At 68.7% G+C, this 15906-nt stretch carries 18 protein-coding genes; 12 read left to right on the forward strand and 6 right to left on the reverse strand.

From position 1 onward, the window contains the following. Positions 1 to 2 precede the first annotated feature (2 nt). Together U5O44_RS21685 and U5O44_RS21690 are read left to right on the forward strand one after the other, a co-directional pair. The gene (locus tag U5O44_RS21685) at positions 3 to 986 is read left to right on the forward strand and encodes a Bug family tripartite tricarboxylate transporter substrate binding protein (RefSeq protein ID WP_322590449.1); all 984 of its coding nucleotides are present in this window, start codon (positions 3 to 5) and stop codon (positions 984 to 986) included. Beyond that, positions 983 to 1891 (forward strand): DMT family transporter, encoded by a 909-nt coding sequence (locus U5O44_RS21690; RefSeq protein ID WP_322590450.1) that lies wholly within the window; start codon positions 983 to 985, stop codon positions 1889 to 1891. The genes U5O44_RS21685 and U5O44_RS21690 overlap by 4 nt, the downstream gene beginning before the upstream one ends. Here U5O44_RS21690 and U5O44_RS21695 read toward each other — a convergent pair. Further along, positions 1876 to 2802, reverse strand: a complete 927-nt coding sequence (locus U5O44_RS21695; RefSeq protein ID WP_322590451.1) for a LysR family transcriptional regulator — start codon at positions 2800 to 2802, stop codon at positions 1876 to 1878. The two genes, U5O44_RS21690 and U5O44_RS21695, sit on opposite strands and share 16 nt — an antisense overlap. Positions 2803 to 2916: 114 nt before the next feature. Between U5O44_RS21695 and U5O44_RS21700 the strand changes: the two genes are divergently transcribed. The 10 genes from U5O44_RS21700 (at position 2917) to U5O44_RS21745 (ending at position 11069) form a co-directional block, all read left to right on the forward strand. Next, on the forward strand, positions 2917 to 3258 hold the full coding sequence (locus U5O44_RS21700; RefSeq protein ID WP_322590452.1) for a protocatechuate 4,5-dioxygenase subunit alpha: 342 nt from the start codon (positions 2917 to 2919) through the stop codon (positions 3256 to 3258). 15 nt (positions 3259 to 3273) lie between these two features. Beyond that, positions 3274 to 4113, forward strand: coding sequence for a class III extradiol dioxygenase family protein (locus tag U5O44_RS21705; protein WP_322590453.1), 840 nt, complete (start codon positions 3274 to 3276; stop codon positions 4111 to 4113). Between the two features lie 52 nt (positions 4114 to 4165). Then, complete coding sequence (locus U5O44_RS21710) at positions 4166 to 4885, forward strand: TetR/AcrR family transcriptional regulator (RefSeq protein ID WP_473964712.1); 720 nt, start codon at positions 4166 to 4168, stop codon at positions 4883 to 4885. A gap of 140 nt (positions 4886 to 5025) precedes the next feature. After that, positions 5026 to 5550, forward strand: a complete 525-nt coding sequence (locus U5O44_RS21715; protein ID WP_322590454.1) for a TRAP transporter small permease — start codon at positions 5026 to 5028, stop codon at positions 5548 to 5550. Positions 5551 to 5595: 45 nt separating this feature from the next. Then, on the forward strand, positions 5596 to 6876 hold the full coding sequence (locus U5O44_RS21720; RefSeq protein WP_322590455.1) for a TRAP transporter large permease subunit: 1281 nt from the start codon (positions 5596 to 5598) through the stop codon (positions 6874 to 6876). A 58-nt stretch (positions 6877 to 6934) separates the two neighbouring features. Then, entirely contained in the window at positions 6935 to 7930 is a 996-nt protein-coding gene (locus U5O44_RS21725; protein WP_322590456.1) for a TRAP transporter substrate-binding protein, read from the forward strand. A 14-nt stretch (positions 7931 to 7944) separates the two neighbouring features. After that, the gene (locus U5O44_RS21730) at positions 7945 to 8778 is read left to right on the forward strand and encodes a shikimate dehydrogenase family protein (RefSeq protein ID WP_322590457.1); all 834 of its coding nucleotides are present in this window, start codon (positions 7945 to 7947) and stop codon (positions 8776 to 8778) included. Positions 8779 to 8804: 26 nt separating this feature from the next. Continuing rightward, positions 8805 to 9692, forward strand: coding sequence for a VOC family protein (locus tag U5O44_RS21735; RefSeq protein ID WP_322590458.1), 888 nt, complete (start codon positions 8805 to 8807; stop codon positions 9690 to 9692). 7 nt (positions 9693 to 9699) lie between these two features. Continuing rightward, the gene (locus U5O44_RS21740; RefSeq protein ID WP_322590459.1) at positions 9700 to 10599 is read left to right on the forward strand and encodes a sugar phosphate isomerase/epimerase family protein; all 900 of its coding nucleotides are present in this window, start codon (positions 9700 to 9702) and stop codon (positions 10597 to 10599) included. Positions 10600 to 10700: 101 nt separating this feature from the next. Next, on the forward strand, positions 10701 to 11069 hold the full coding sequence (locus tag U5O44_RS21745) for a hypothetical protein (RefSeq protein ID WP_322590460.1): 369 nt from the start codon (positions 10701 to 10703) through the stop codon (positions 11067 to 11069). On the opposite strand, the gene fahA is transcribed toward U5O44_RS21745, so the two are convergent. The 5 genes from fahA to U5O44_RS21770 are packed head-to-tail and all read right to left on the reverse strand — an operon-like array spanning position 11070 to position 15838. Then, entirely contained in the window at positions 11070 to 12389 is a 1320-nt protein-coding gene (gene fahA / locus U5O44_RS21750) for a fumarylacetoacetase (protein ID WP_322590461.1), read from the reverse strand. After that, positions 12386 to 12637 carry a DUF2783 domain-containing protein gene (locus U5O44_RS21755; protein WP_322590462.1) on the reverse strand — a complete coding sequence of 84 codons (252 nt, stop codon included), beginning with the start codon at positions 12635 to 12637 and terminating at the stop codon, positions 12386 to 12388. The genes fahA and U5O44_RS21755 overlap by 4 nt, the downstream gene beginning before the upstream one ends. Before the next feature lie 11 nt (positions 12638 to 12648). After that, a complete protein-coding gene (locus U5O44_RS21760; RefSeq protein ID WP_322590463.1) occupies positions 12649 to 14295 on the reverse strand; it encodes an FAD-dependent oxidoreductase in 1647 nt (548 codons plus the stop codon). A gap of 18 nt (positions 14296 to 14313) precedes the next feature. Then, complete coding sequence (locus U5O44_RS21765) at positions 14314 to 14841, reverse strand: VOC family protein (RefSeq protein WP_322590464.1); 528 nt, start codon at positions 14839 to 14841, stop codon at positions 14314 to 14316. A 37-nt stretch (positions 14842 to 14878) separates the two neighbouring features. Continuing rightward, the gene (locus tag U5O44_RS21770; RefSeq protein ID WP_322590465.1) at positions 14879 to 15838 is read right to left on the reverse strand and encodes an MBL fold metallo-hydrolase; all 960 of its coding nucleotides are present in this window, start codon (positions 15836 to 15838) and stop codon (positions 14879 to 14881) included. Positions 15839 to 15906 lie beyond the last annotated feature (68 nt).

A 15906-nucleotide genomic window follows, 5' to 3' on the forward strand; every position in this document is an offset into this window, starting at 1 on the left:
CCATGACGACCCGCCGCCAAGCCCTGACCTCGCTGGTTTCTGTCGCCGCTGCCGCGCTGCCGGTGCTGCCGCTCGCTGCGCGGGCCGACACCTTCCCGAGCAAGCCGATCACGCTGCTGGTGCCGTTTGCGCCGGGTGGCATCGCCGACATCACCGCCCGCACCGTCGCGCAGGCGATGGGGCCGCTGCTCGGGCAGACGGTGGTGGTCGAGAACAAGCCCAGCGCGGGCAGCATCGTCGCCTCGCAGGCGGTGGCCAAGGCCGCGCCGGACGGCCACACGCTGCTGCTGATGAGCAACGGCAACGCGGTCAGCGCCTCGCTGTTCAAGAAGCTGCCCTTCGACGTGACCAAGGACTTCGCGTTCATCACCACGCTGGGCTTCTTCGAGATGGTGGTCGCGGTGGACGCGGGTTCGCGCTTCAAGTCGCTGGGCGAGGTGCTGGCCTACGCCCGCGCCAACCCCGGCAAGCTCAACATCGGCACCATCGCGGTCGGCTCGACCCAGAACCTGGCCGCCGAGCTGCTGAAGATGCGCGCTGGGCTGGACGCGGTGATCGTGCCGTACAAGGGCTCGCCCGACGTGCTGCGGGCGCTGAAGGCGGGGGACGTGGACGTGGCGGTCGAGATCCTCGGCCCGACGATGGGGCAGATCACGGGTGGGACCATCCGCGCGCTGGCGCTGACCGACGACCGGCGCAACCCGGTGCTGCCGGACGTGCCCACCGTGCAGGAAGCGGGCGTGAAGGACTACGACGTGACCTCGTGGAACGCGCTGGCCGCGCCCGCCGGCACGCCGGCCGACGTGGTGGCGAAGATTGGCAAGGCCGCCCGTGACGCACTGGCCACGCCGGCCGTGACCAAGCGGTTGCAGGAACTCGGCGTGCGCGCCCAGTCCGGCACGCCGGCCCAGCTCGATACGCTGCTCCAGAGCGAGATCCGGCGTTGGCGCGATGTCATCCAGGCGGCCAAGATCGAGCCGCAGTGAGCGCGCGGATCCCGGCGGGCAAACCGGCGGCCATCGCCTGCACGCTGGCGGCGGTGGCGTGCTTTGCGGCGCTGGACACGACCACCAAGGTGCTGGCCTCGGCCGTGCCGGTGGTGGTGGTGATCTGGTTCCGCTACCTGTTCCAGCTGCTGCTGACGCTGGCGACCACCCGCCCTTCGCAGCGTCGGCGGCTGCTGCACAGCCGGCGGCCGGGCTTGCAGGTGCTGCGCGGTGTGCTGCTGGTCTCGGCGTCCGCGATGGCCTTCTACAGCCTGAAGTACATGCCCGTGGCCGAGTTCACTGCCGTCGTGACGCTCACGCCGCTGCTGGTCACGCTGCTGGCGGTCTGGCGGCTGGGTGAGCGGGTCACGCCGCTGGAGTGGCTGCTGGTGCTCGGCGGCATGGCCGGGGCGCTGGTCGTGATCCGGCCGACGCACGACCTGTTCCATTGGGCGACGCTGCTGCCGGCCGTTCTCGTGCTGGTCAATGCGGTCTTCCAGATGCTGACCCGCCGTCTGGCCGAGGTCGACGACTCCGCGACCACGCAGTGCTACACCGGTTGTGTCGGCGCCGGTCTGTCGACCCTGCTCCTGCCCTGGGCCTGGGAGATGCCGCCGGATCTGCGCGCCTGGAGTCTGCTGGCGCTGCTGTGTGTGCTGGGCACAGTCGGACATCTGCTGCTGATCATGGCCTACGCACGCGCGCCGGTGGCGACGGTGACACCGTTCCTGTATTTCCAGATCGCCTTTGCGACAGTTGCTGGCTGGCTCATCTTCGGCCAGGTGCCGGATGCGCTGGCGTTCGGTGGCATGGCGCTGGTGGGGCTGTGCGGCAGCCTCGGCACCTGGCTGGCGGGTCGGCAGATCGTGCCCGCGGCCCGTGCGCAGGATTACCCGGGCGCCTGATCTGCGGCCGTGGTGACGACCTCCACCAGCATGGCCCGCAGCCAGCGGTGCATCGGGTCGTGCTGGTGGCGCAGGTGCCAGACCATGTGCATCGCCAGTGTCGGCACCGGCGCGGCCACCAGCCGGGGCACCGGTGCATCGGCCAGGCCCCGCAGCACGCCGTCGCGCAGCCGCCCTGGTGCCGTCACCAGCCACGGCCCGCCGCGCACGAATCCCGCCGCACCCGCGAACGCCGGCACGCTGGCCACCACGCGCCGCCGCACACCTTGTGCCAGCAGCCAGTCGTCGAGGTCGAGCGCGCGGCGGGCGTGGTCGTGCACGACGGTGATGTGTTCGCTGCGCAGGTAGTCGTCGGCGGTCCACGGCGCGGTGCGCTGCTGCGGATCATGGAAGACGCGGTAGGTGTCCTCGAACAGGCGCCGCTGGAGGATGTCGGTGGCCTCCGGCGGTCGCGGTGTCAGCACCAGCGCACAGGTCTCGTCGCGCAACATCGCGGCCTGCGGCGCGCCGGAGGCGATGACGCGCAGCGTCAGCCCTGGCGCCTGGCTGCGCAGACGCCGCAGCAGCGCGGGCAGCAGCATGTCGCGTTGCAGGTCGTTGGCGGCCACCGTCACGCTGGTGTCGAGCCGCGCCGGGTCGAAGCTGCCCGCGCTGCTGAACGCCCGCAGGTCGTCCAGCAGGTGCCGCGCACGCTCGACCAGCAGGTCCGCGTGCGCGGTCGGCGCGATGCCGCGGCCGCTCTTGACGAACAGCGGGTCGCCGACGATGGCGCGCAGCTTGTCGAGCAGGTGGCTCACCGCCGACTGCGCCACGCCGAGTCGGGCGGCGGCGCGGGTGACCGAGCCTTCTTCATGGACGGCGATCAGCAGGCGCAGCAACTGGCCATCCAGGTCGTGGTGGTCGAGGGGCATTGATCGATATCCTGGATGGAATACATCAGTATCCATCAGTTTATCGATGGCATCCGTCTCGGGATACTGCGGGCTTGCGATCACCCGATCACCCGATCACCCCGGAGACACCCCATGACCTACGCCGAGATCCCCGGCACGCCGCTGTTCGACGGCCATGCCGCCCGCAAGGGCTATGCGCTGAACCGCCTGTGCTACTCGTTCAACGACGCCGCCAACCGGGCCGAGTTCGTGCGCGACGAGGACGCCTACTGCGCCCGCTACGGCCTGAACGTGGAGCAGCGCGAGGCCGTGCGTGCCCGCAACGTGCTGCAGCTCATCGCGGCCGGCGGCAACGTGTACTACCTCGCCAAGCTGGCCGGGATCTTCGGCCTGGATGTGCAAGATCTCGGCGCGCAGCAGACCGGCATGAGCAAGGACGCATTCAAGGCGATGCTCGCCGCCTACGCGCACTGAAAAAGGAGACCTTCCATGGCACAGATCCTCGGCGGCGTGATGACGTCGCATGTCCCGGCCATCGGCCGCGCGATCCACAAGGGCCTGCAGGACGACCCGTACTGGCAGCCCTTCTTCGCCGGCTTCCAGCCCGTGCACCAGTGGCTGGCGCAGGCCCGGCCCGATGTGGTCGTCGTGTTCTACAACGACCACGGCCTGAACTTCTTCCTCGACAAGATGCCGACGTTCTCGATCGGCGCCGCGCCCGAGTACCGCAACGCCGACGAGGGCTGGGGCATTCCGCAGGTGCCGGCCTTCCCGGGCGAGCAGGATCTGTCGTGGCACCTGATCGAGTCGCTGGTCGAGGACGAGTTCGACCTCACCACCTGCCAGGAGATGCTGGTCGACCACGCCTTCACATTGCCGATGGCGCTGCTGTGGCCGGACCAGGCATGGCCGGTGAAGGTGGTGCCGATCTGCATCAACACGGTGCAGTTCCCGCTGCCGACCGCGGCCCGCTGCTGGAAGCTCGGACAGGCGGTGGGCCGGGCGGTGCGGGCGTGGGACAGTGACGCCAAGGTGATGGTGCTCGGCACCGGCGGCCTGTCGCACCAGCTCGACGGCGAGCGTGCGGGCTTCATCAACAAGGACTTCGACCTGCAGTTCATGGACAGCCTGGTCAGCGACCACCCGGACTGGGCGACGCAGTTCAGCGTGCATGAACTGGTCGAGAAGGCGGGCACGCAGGGCATCGAGCTGTTGATGTGGCTGGCCACGCGCGGCGCGCTGGGTGACTCGGTCGAGGAGGTTCACCGCAATTACCACATCCCGATCTCGAACACGGCGGCCGGGCTGATGCTGCTGGCACCGACGTGATGCCGGGGCCGACGGGTTCGGGTCAGCCCTTGCCGCTATCCTTGCGGCTCTTATGAGCGAAGCCGACCTGACCGCCCCCATCCCCGTCCCGCCCGCCACGACTCGCCGCCCCCGCAAGGCCAAGGCGGTCGCGGAACCCGACACCCCGGAACCGGGCCGCACCAACGATCCCGAGGCCACGATGGCCAACATCCTCGATGTGGCGACCACCGAGTTCGCCGAAAAGGGCCTGGCCGGCGCCCGCATCGACGAGATCGCCGCGCTGACGCGCACCAGCAAGCGGATGATCTACTACTACTTCGGGAACAAGGAGGGCCTTTACGTGGCCGTGCTGGAGGAGGCCTACCGCCGCATCCGCCACATCGAGACCGACCTCCACCTCGAAGACCTCGACCCCGAGGCGGCGCTGCGCAAGCTGGTGGCCTTCACCTGCGACTACCAGCGCGCCAACCCCGAGTTCATCCGCCTGGTGATGAACGAGAACATGCACCGGGGCGAGTTCCTGGCGCGCTCCGAGTCGATCCAGAAGCTCAACGTGCCCGCCATCAACGGCCTGCGCTCGGTGTACGAGCGGGGGGTGGCGGCCGGGGTGTTCCGCCCGGACATCGATCCGGTGGACCTGCACATGTCGATCTCGGCGCTGTCGGTGTTCAACGTGGCCAATCGCCATACCTTCGCGCTCATCTTCAAGCACGACTTCGACGACCCCGCCTGCATCGCGGCGCGGCGCGACAGCACCGTCGAGATGATCGTGCGCTTCGTGCGCCAGTAGCCGCGCACACCCACCTGCCGCCCGTCCGCCGGCCGGCGAGCCCTGCATCAGGGTTTGCACGGGTTTTTGAAAACTAACTAGTTCGTACATTACTGGCAAGGCGCGATCTTCTGCAGCCCGAGTTCCCTGAGGAGTCCCCGATGTCCGGCCCCATGAAGTGGTTCTGCCACGCCATTGAAATGCTGATCGCCCTGCTGCTGGCGATCATGGTCGTGCTGGTGTTTGGCAATGTGGTGCTGCGCTATGCGTTCAATTCGGGCATCACGGTCAGCGAGGAACTCTCGCGCTGGCTGTTCGTGTGGATGACTTTCCTGGGCGCGATCGTGGCGTTGCACGAAAACGGCCACCTGGGGACGGACATGCTGGTGGCGCGCTTCGGTCGCACGGGCAAGCGGGTCTGCCTGGCCATCGCCCAGGCCACGATGCTCTATGTCACCTACCTGCTGTTCAACGGCAGCCTGGCGCAGGTGCGCATCAACTGGGAAGTGGAAGCCCCCGTGAGCACGCTGTCGATGGCGTGGTTCTACGGCGCAGGCGTGGTGTTCGCGGTCTGCTCGGGGCTGATCCTGCTGTTCCAGGTCTGGCGCACGCTGAGCGGGCAGGTGCGCGATGACGAGCTGGTGCTGGTGCAGGAGTCGGAAGACCTGGCCAACGTCAAGCATTGACCGAGACCGCGCCACCGCTCCCGACCCTGTTTCGAAGAGTCCCCCATGACCATCCTCCTCTTTCTCGGCTCGCTGCTGGGCGCCATGGCGCTGGGCATCCCGATCGCCTATTCCCTGCTGGTCTGCGGTGTCGCGCTGATGTGGCACCTGGACCTGTTCGATGCCCAGATCCTGGCGCTGAACGTCATCAACGGCGCGGACTCGTTCCCGCTGCTGGCGGTGCCGTTTTTCATGCTGGCCGGCGAGGTGATGAATGTGGGCGGGCTGAGCCGGCGCATCGTCAAGCTGGCGATGACGCTGGTGGGGCATGTGCGCGGCGGGCTGGGCTATGTGGCGATCCTGGCGGCGGTGCTGATGGCGGCGCTGTCGGGTTCGGCGGTGGCGGACACGGCCGCGCTGGCGGCGCTGCTGCTGCCGATGATGGTCGCGGCCGGACATGACAAGGCCCGCGCTGGCGGGCTGCTGGCCTCGGCCGGCATCATCGCGCCGATCATCCCGCCGTCGATCGGCTTCGTGATTTTCGGCGTGGCGGCGAACGTCTCGATCGGCAAGCTCTTTCTCGCCGGCATCGTGCCGGGTCTGCTGATGGGTGTGGCGATCGCGCTGACGTGGTGGCATGTGGCGCGCAAGGAAAACGTGGTGCCGCCGCCGAAGGCCACGGGTGCCGAGAAGCTCAAGGCGCTGAAGGAGTCGACCTGGGCGCTGGTGCTGCCGGTGATCGTGCTGGTGGGCCTGAAGTTCGGGGTGTTCACGCCGACGGAAGCCGCCGTGGTGGCGGCGGTCTACGCGCTGTTCGTCTCGACGGTGGTCTACCGCGAGATGGGGCTGCACGATGTCTACACGGTGTTCGTGGCCGCCGCCAAGACGACGGCGGTGATCATGTTCCTGGTGGCGGCGGCGATGGTGAGCGCCTGGCTGATCACGGTGGCGGACATTCCGGGCCAGATGGTGGGGCTGCTGCAGCCGTTCCTGGACAGCCCGACGCTGCTGCTCATCCTGATCATGCTGCTGGTGATCGCCGTCGGCACGGCGATGGACATGACGCCCACCATCCTGATCCTGACCCCGGTGCTGATGCCGGTGGTGAAGGCGGCCGGGATCGACCCGGTGTATTTCGGGGTGCTGTTCATCATGAACAACGCGATCGGGCTGGTGACGCCGCCGGTGGGCACGGTGCTCAACGTGGTGGCCGGTGTCGGCAAGATGAAGATGGACGATGTCACCCGGGGCGTCATCCCCTTCATGCTGGCGCAGTTCGCCGTGATGTTCCTGCTGGTGCTGTTCCCCTCGATCGTGCTGGTGCCCTTGCGCTGGCTCACTGCCTGACGCTGTTCCAGCGTTCCTTTCCCTGTCCCATTCCCATTCCTACTTTCAGGAGACATTGATGAAACGTCTGATGCTCAAGACCCTGGTGGCCGCCGCCGCCTTCGCCGTGGCCGGTGTGGCCGCTGCCCAGGAGCGTACCTTCAAGTTCGGGCTGCAGAACCCCAAGGGCCACCCGCTGGAAATGGGCGCGGTCAAGTTCGCCGAACTGGTGGCGGCCAAGTCCGGCGGCCGTCTGAAGGTGAATGTGTTCGCCGGCGGCGTGCTCGGCGGCGATGCGGCCAATGTGTCGGCCCTGTCGGGCGGCACGCTCGAGATCATGATGCTGAACTCCGGCATCCTGGCCTCGCAGGTCAAGGACTTCGCGGTCTACGACTTCCCCTTCATGTTCGCCAACGCCAAGGAAGCCGATGCCATCGTCGACGGCCCCTTCGGCCAGAAGCTGCACACCATGCTGGCCGACAAGGGCATCGTCGGCCTGGCCTACACCGAGCTGGGCTTCCGCAACATCACCAACAGCAAGCGCCCGGTCAACACCGTCGACGACATCGCCGGCCTGAAGCTGCGCGTGATCCCGAACGCGATCAACGTCGACTGGGTCAAGGCCCTGGGCGCCAACCCGACCCCGATGGCCTTCCCCGAGGTCTATGCCGGTCTGGAGCAGAAGGCCATCGACGGCCAGGAAAACCCGCTGTCGGTGATCCTCGCCAACAAGTTCCATGAAGTGCAGAAGCACCTGGCGGTCACCAACCACCAGTACAACCCGCAGTCGATCATCTTCTCGAAGAAGGTGTGGGACACGCTGAGCGACGCTGACAAGAAGGCGCTGCAGGACGCCGCCAACGAGACCAGCCGCTACCAGCGCCAGGTCAACCGCTCCAAGTCGGCGGACGACCTGGACGAGCTGAAGAAGGCCGGCATGCAGGTCACCGAGTTCTCGCCGGCCGAGCAGGCCAAGCTGCGCGACAAGCTCAAGCCGGTGATCGACAAGCACGGCGCAGCCATCGCCGGCACCGTGGCCGAGCTGCAGACGGAACTGGCCAAGCTGCGCAAGTAAGGAGACCGGCGTCCATGATCCGCGGCAGCACCTCGCTCATCGCCCACATCGGCTTCCCGACCTTCGCCTTCAAGGCGCCGATGATCTACAACCCGTACTTCGAGCAGGCCGGCATCGACGCCGTCGTGGTACCGATGGGCTGCCAGACCGCGGACTACCCGGCCTTCCTGCGCGCGGTGTTCACGCTGACGAACATCCGCGGCGCCCTCGTGACCATGCCGCACAAGGTCACGACGACCGGGCTGGTGGACACCGTCTCGCCCACCGCCCGCATCGCGGGTGCCTGCAACGCCGTGCGCCTCGGCGCCGACGGTCGCCTCGAAGGCGACATGTTCGACGGCGAGGGCTTCGTGCGCGGCGTGTTGCGCAAGGGTTTTGCGCTGCACGGCCGGCGTGCGCTGGTGGTCGGCAGTGGCGGCGTGGGCTGCGCGATCGCGGCCTCGCTGGCGGCGGCCGGCATTGGCGCCATCACGCTGTTCGATCGCCACGCCGAGTCGGCCGAGGCGCTGGGCCAGCGGCTGCGGGCGCATTACCCGGCGCTGGACGTGGTCACCGGCTCGAACGACCCGGCCGGCCACGACCTCGTCGTCAACGCCACACCGATGGGCATGCACGAGGGCGACCCGCTGCCGCTCGACATCGCGCGCCTGTCGCCCGACACCTTCGTCGGCGAGGTGGTGATGAAGACCGAGATGACGGCCTTCCTGACGGCGGCCGTGGCGCGTGGCTGCCGGGTGCAGGTGGGGTCTGACATGCTGTTCGAGCAGATTCCCGCCTACCTCGAATACTTCGGCCTGCCGACCACCACCGCCGAGGTGCTGCGGTCGGTGGCCCGGCTGAGTTACTGAACCCCCTGCCATTCCAAGGAGCTGCCATGACGCTGGCCACCGTTGCCGACCGCGAAGCCATCGGTGAACTCCCCAATCCGCTCGGCTTGCTGGGCATCGAGTTCGTCGAATACGCCACCAGCCGACCGCAGGCGCTGGGGCAGGTGCTGGAGCGCCTGGGCTTCGTGCCGGTGGCGCGCCACCGCTCGCGCGAGGTGCAGCTCTACCGCCAGGGCGACATGCACATCATCGTCAACGCCCACCAGGGCGGCCTGAGCGGGCAGGCGGCGCCGAGCGAGACGCCCGTGATCTCCGCCGTGGCCTTCCGCGTGCGTGATGCCGCCTCGGCCTACCGGCGCGTGCTCGAACTCGGCGCCTGGGCGGTGCCAACGCAGGTCGAGGTGATGGAGCTGAACATCCCGGCCATCCACGGCGTCGGCGCCAGCCGGATCTACTTCGTGGACCGGCACCGCGAGTTCTCGATCTATGACGTCGACTTCGTGCCGATCCCCGGCGTCGAGCAGCGTCCGCCCGCCCAGCACGGCCTGCACCTGTTCGGCGTCGTCCAGTACATCGGCCTGGACCGGGCCGACGACTGGACCACCTTCTACGGCGAGCTGTTCGGTTTCGCCGAGCTGCCACGCGAGCAGAGCTTTGGCGTGTTGACCAGCGGGCGCATCCTGGCCAGCCCGTGCGGGCAGTTCCATTGGCAGCTCATCGAGCCGGACCCGGACGCCGCCACCTTCGACCACGACGAGCTGCTCCAGCGCATCGCCCTGGGCTGCGACGACGTGCTGGCGACGGCCGCAGTCCTGCGCGCGCGCGGCGTGGAGTTCGTCGAATCGGTCCATGGCGTGCGCACCGACGCGCGCGGTGCGCTGACCCAGCCGCTGCTGGGCGGGCTGGTGTTCGAGCTGGTCCGTGCCAAGCGCTGAGGCGGCCATGACCCCGCAGATCATCCAGAACGTCGCCGATTTCGGCATGGACACCATCACGCTGGCCGGTCCGCTCGAAGCCAAGCTCCAGGCGGTGCGCGCCGCCGGTTTCACCCAGATCATGCTGGCCGCCCGCGACATCGTCGGCCACCCGGGCGGCATGGACGTCGCGGTGCAGGCGGTGCGCGACAGCGGTCTGCGGGTCACCGGCTTCCAGGTGCTACGCGACTTCGAAGGGCTGTCGGGCCACCTGCACAGCTACAAGGTCGAGATCGCCAAGCAGATGGTCCTGATGGCCCACGCGCTCGGCGCCAAGGTGCTGCTGGCGTGTTCCTCCACCTCGCAGCACGCCACCGGCGACCTCGACGCCATCGCCCGCGACCTGCGCAAGCTGGCGATGCTGGCGATTCCCTACGGCATCCGCGTGGCCTATGAAGGGCTGTCCTGGGGACGCCACATCAATGAATACCACCAGTCGTGGGAGGTGGTGCAGCGTGCGGACTGCCCGAACCTGGGCATTGGCATCGACTCGTACCACATCATGGCCACACAGACGCCGCTGGACGCGCTCGACGACATCGACCCGGCGAAGATCTACCTCGTCCAGCTGGCCGACTTCATGTGGAACGAGGTCCGCACCGCGCAGGAGCGCATGGAGACGGCGCGGCATTTCCGGGTCTTCCCTGGCGAAGGGGTGCACTCGGCGGCGCTCACGGCGCTGGTGCTGAAACTGGACGCGCTGGGCTACCGCGGCGACTACAGCTTCGAGGTCTTCAACGACGACTACCAGCAGCTGCCGCTGCCCTTCGTGGCGCAGCGGGCCTGGGACTCGGCGGTGTGGCTGGCCGAGGGCGTGCTGCGCCGTTCGGTGCCGCTGCCGGGCCAAATGCGGCTGCGGCGCAGCTGAAGCCCCGCTGAACACACGACCTGCGCACAGGGGCCACCTGTCCGCCAGACGGGGGACCAGCGCGTTGCTGGAGCACTGAAGCTCTCCAGAAGGAAACGCCCATGGTCCCGTTCTTGACGTCCATTCCGCGCCGCGTGCTGCTGCCCATGCTGTTGGCTGCGGGCGCGCTGTGTGCTGGTGGTGTGCAGGCTGGTGGTGTGCAGTGGTCGATCGGCATCCAGCTGCCGCCGCCGCCCGTGGTCTATTACCCCGCTCCGCCGCAACGTGTCTACGCCCCTGCGCCGGTGTATGTGCAGCCGGCGCCGCGGGTCATCTACGTCGAGCCGCAACGGCCCTTGCCGCGGCACCACGGCCACCACCATCGCCACTGGCGCGATGACGATCACCGGGGCCGCGGCGGGGATGACCGCTGGAACGACCGGAACGACCGCTGGAACGATGACCGCCGTGACGGGCGCCACGGCCGCTGATCACCCCGCGACGCGCCCGCTGCAGTCCCCGAATCCCAGTCCGACCGCGCCCGACGCCGTGCAGCGCCCGCGCAGCACCACGCGGTCCCCATCGGCCAGGAAGGTCCGCTGCTCGCCGTTCGGCAGCGTGACCGGCGCCTTGCCGCCCATCGACAGCTCCAGCAGCGAGCCCGCCTGATCTGGCGACGGGCCGGACAGCGTTCCGGTGCCCAGCAGGTCGCCCGCCTGCAGGTTGCAGCCGCCCACCGTGTGGTGCGCGACGAGTTGCGCGGCGGTCCAGTACGCGGCGTCCGGCCAGCGGCTGGTGCTGAGCGTGACTGGCGGCTCGCCTGCGTTCGCCATCGCTGAGGTTTCGAGCTGCACTTCCAGCGCGATGTCGATCGCGCCGGCCGCCCGGTTGGCGGCGCTGTCGAGGTAGGGCAGCGGCTGCGGATCGCCCTCAGGCCGCGTGAACGGCACCCGGAACGGCGCGAGTGCGGCCATCGTCACGACCCACGGCGAGACCGTGGTCGCGAAGTTCTTCGCCAGGAACGGCCCGAGCGGTTGGTATTCCCATGCCTGCACATCCCGCGCCGACCAGTCATTGAGCAGCACGACGCCGAACAGGTGCGACTCCGCCTGCTCGATCGGCACCGGCTCGCCCAGCGCGTTGGCGGTGCCGACGAGCAGGCCGAGTTCCAGCTCGTAGTCCAGCCGCTTGCACGGCCCGAACTGCGGCGTGGTGCTGCCAGGCGGCATCGTCTGGCCGGCGGGGCGGCGCACGGTCTGGCCGCTCACGCCGATCGACGAGGCGCGGCCGTGGTAGCCGATCGGCACCCACTGGTAGTTCGGCAGCAGCGGGTTGTCCGGGCGGAACAGCTTGCCGACGGTGGTGGCGTGGTGGATGCCGGTGTAGAAGTCGGTGTAGTCGCCGACCGTGCAGGGGAGCGCGAATTCGAGCGCCGACTGCGCGATCAGGCACGGCGCCAGCGCGGCTTCCACCGGGCTGCCAGTTGCCAGCGCCCGCGACAGCGATGCGCGCACCAACTGCCAGTCCGCCGGTCCACGCGCCATGAACGCATTCAGGTCACCGCGTGCCAGCGGGGCGAGCGCGGCGGCCTGGGCGTCGGTGTGGTCGGTGGTCTGGACGGCAGCGGCGAGGTCCAGCGCCAGATCGCCGATCGCGACAACGATCCGCCACGCTTCGTCCGACCCCGCACGCCGGGCGCGGGCGTAGGGCAGGTTCTGGATCGGAAAATCGGTCGCGCCGTCGTTCGCGGAGGCGACCCAGCTGCGCAGGGCGGGGTCGTGGGTGGCGTCAAGTGGAACGTGCGGATTCATGGGGTGGTGGTGTCCGTGTCCGGGGTGATGCCGTGGCGGGCGGCGGCGAGCGCCTCGCGCAGCACGGCCATGTCACCGATGTGGTTGGCCAGCAGCAGGATGAGCCGCGCGTTGACGAGGCGGCTCGTGTCGTCGTCCAGGCCGCGGTGCGTGTCGATCAGCATCTCGTAGAAGTTGTCGCCGGGCGTGAAGGCGCGCAGCGGGGCGGGCTCGCCGGCGCCGAAGTTCGGCTGGGTCTTGAGTGGCATGGCGGTGAGCCTCAGGCGTTGCAAGCGTGGCCAGTGGCGCGGCGCACGGCGGCGCGCACGGCTTCCAGGGTGGGGGCGCGCCAGCGGGCGGCGATGACCTGGTCCGGGCGGATCAGGTAGGCCGTGCCGGGCTGGGCGTCGTAGCGGCGCGCGGCGATGCCGTCCGCTGGCAGGTCCAGCGTGCGCACCGGGACCGTGTCGTCGGCCAGGGCCGCGAACGCCGAAGGCTCCGCGTGCCCGAACCGCAGCAGCACGAATGCATTGCCCGTGTGCGCCAGCAGCCAGTCGTCTTTCACCCCCGCTCCCGCCCCCGTCAGCGTCACCGGCGCATCGTCCATCGGCGCGCCCGGCGTCATCGGGCCGGTAAAGGTGTCGCCGTCGGTGTCCGGCGTGGACAGCGGCGAGCCCCGGTGGTGCGTCGGCACCGACAGCCTGCCCGAGTTCACCAGCGCCCGTGCAAAGGCGTGTTCCCCCGCCAGCGTCAGCACCGCGTTGCGGAAATCCCGCGAGACCTGGCTCTTGGGCGTGATGAAGTCGGTGGAGCGGGTCGAGTTGAGCAGGTTCTCTTCCGCCGCCTCGACCCGCTCGTCGCTGTAGCTGTCCATCAGCGACTCGGGCGCCCGGCCGTCGAGGACGAGCTTCAACTTCCACGCCAGGTTGTCGGCGTCCTGGATGCCCGAGTTGGCGCCCCGCGCGCCGAACGGCGAGACCTGGTGCGCCGCGTCGCCGACGAACAGGATGCGGCCGTGGCGGAAGCGGTGCATGCGCCGACACTGGAAGGTGTAGACGCTGACCCATTCCAGCGCGAAGTCCCGGTCCGGGCCGAGCATGGCGCGGATGCGCGGGATGACCTGCTCGGGCTTCTTCTCGTGCTCGGGGTCGGCGTCCCAGCCGAGCTGGAAGTCGATGCGCCAGACGTTGTCCGCCTCGCGGTGCAGCAGCACGCTCTGGTTCGGGTGGAACGGCGGGTCGAACCAGAACCAGCGCTCGGCCGGAAAGTCCGCCTTCATCACCACGTCGGCGATCAGGAAGCGGTCCTGGAACACCTTGCCCTCGATGTCGAGGCCGAGCTGGCGGCGGATCGGGCTGCGCGCACCGTCGGCCACGACCAGCCAGTCGGCGCGCAGGCGGTAGGTGCCGTCGGCGGTCTCGACCTCGATCAGCGCGCCTTCGCTGTCCTGTGTGATGGGCGTGACCTGCGCGACCTTGTTCTTCCAGCGCAGGTCGAGGTTGGGCAACTCCGCCGCGCGGTGGACGAGGTATTCCTCCAGGTAGTACTGCTGCAGGTTCACCATGCCCGGGCGGCGGTGGTCCGGCTCTGGCAGCAGGTTGAAGCTGAACACCTCGGCCTCCCGGTGGAAGGTGCGCCCGACGTTCCACGTCACGCCCTTGTCCACCACCGGCTGGCCGCAGCCGAGGCGGTCCAGCACCTCCAGCGTGCGCTTGGCGTAGCACAGGCCACGCGAGCCGACGCTGACGGTGTCGTCATCGTCCAGCAGCACGACCGGCAGGCCCTGCTGCGCCAGGTCGATCGCCGCGCTCAGGCCGACCGGGCCAGCGCCAACGACCACGACCGGGTGGCGCGTGACGGTGTCCGGCGTGTCCAGCTCAGCCGGGCGGCGGTAGGCGTAGCGGGGGTAGGTGTAGGTGCTCAGCATCTTGGTGCGTCCCGCGGCTCAGCCTTCGTGCATCCAGGCGGCGTGGCGCGGCGCCTTCTTCGTCTGCGACCACTCTTCGAGCATGTCCCACTTGCACTCGTCGAGCTTGCGCATCATCTCCGGCGTGCCCACGTCGGCGGCCAGTTCGAGGCGGTGGCCGTTCGGGTCGAAGAAGTAGATCGACTTGAAGATGGTGTGGTTGACCGGCCCGAGCACGTCGATGCCCGCGGCCACCAGCTTCGTCTTCGTCGCCTCCAGCACGTCCATCGACGCCACCTTGAACGCGATGTGCTGCACCCAGCCCGGCGTGTTCTCGTCGCGGCCCATCTCGGGCGAGTTCGGCAGCTCGAAGAAGGCCAGCACGTTGCCGTTGCCCGCGTCGAGGAAGATGTGCATGTACGGGTCCGGCGCCTTGGTGGACGGGACTTCGTTCTCGGCGATGGCCAGCACGAAGTCCATGCCGAGGTGGTCGCGGTACCACTCGACGGTCTGCTTGGCGTCCTTGCAGCGGTAGGCGACGTGGTGAACGCCGTGGGTGATGGACATGGTCGGTCTCCTTCGGTTCGGGGGCGTTCGCGGCGGATCAGCCTTCGAGGGCCTGCCACATGGCGACATCGCGCTCGGCGGTCCAGATGCGCGGGTCGGCGTGGCCGGTCGCTTCGTCGTAGGCGCGGGTCACGTCGAAGGGCATGCAGTGGTTGAAGATCACCCAGTCGCCGAACTTGGGCTTCAGCGCGGCGAAGGTCTCTTCATAGACGGCGCGCAGGTCACGGCCTTCGGCGGCCCCGGCCTTGACACTCGCGTACAGCTCGCTCACGAACGCCCGCGTGCCGGCCAGCCCGGCGGCGACCTGCTCCGGCGTCTGCAGCGCCGCGCCGCGGCCGGGCACCAGCTTCTCGGGCTGCAGCGCGGCGATGTTGTCCAGCGTCTGCGGCCAGTCCTGGAAATAGGCATCGCCCGCATACGGCGTCGCGTCGAACTCGACCAGGTCGCCCGAGAACAGGATCTTTTCCTTCGGCAGCCAGGCGACCGTGTCGCCTTTGGTGTGGCCGCGGCCCAGTTGCAGGATCTGCACCTCGACCGACCCCAGCCAGATCGTCATCTTCCCCGTGAAGGTGATCGTCGGCCACGTCAGGCCCGGCGGCACCGACTCGACGTTCTGGAACAGGCGCGGGAAGCGGCCGATCTCGCTGGCCTTGTCGAACTCGCCGCGCTCGACGATCAGGTCGTAGGTGTCCTGGCTGGCGATGATCTGCTCGGGCGCATAGGCCGACGCGCCCAGCACGCGCACCGCGTGGTAGTGGCTCAGCAGCACGTACTTGATCGGCTTGTCGGTCACCTCGCGGATGCGGCGGATCACGTCCTGCGCCATCACCGGCGTGGCCTGGGTGTCGATGACCATCACCGCGTCATCGCCGATGATGATGCCGGTGTTCGGGTCGCCTTCGGCGGTGTAGGCGTAGGCGTGGTCGGACAGCTTGTCGAAGCTGACCTTCTTTTCTTCCAGGTCGGCGGCGGAGGCGAAGGTCTTGGTCTGCGTCATGGAGGCGGCTTCCGAGGTTTGTTTCTGTTGAACGAATTCGTCTAATCCGAACGATGAGTTGATCTTAA

The sequence above is a fragment of the Sphaerotilus sp. genome (genome assembly GCF_034519685.1).
Taxonomy (GTDB): Bacteria; Pseudomonadota; Gammaproteobacteria; order Burkholderiales; family Burkholderiaceae_C; genus Sphaerotilus.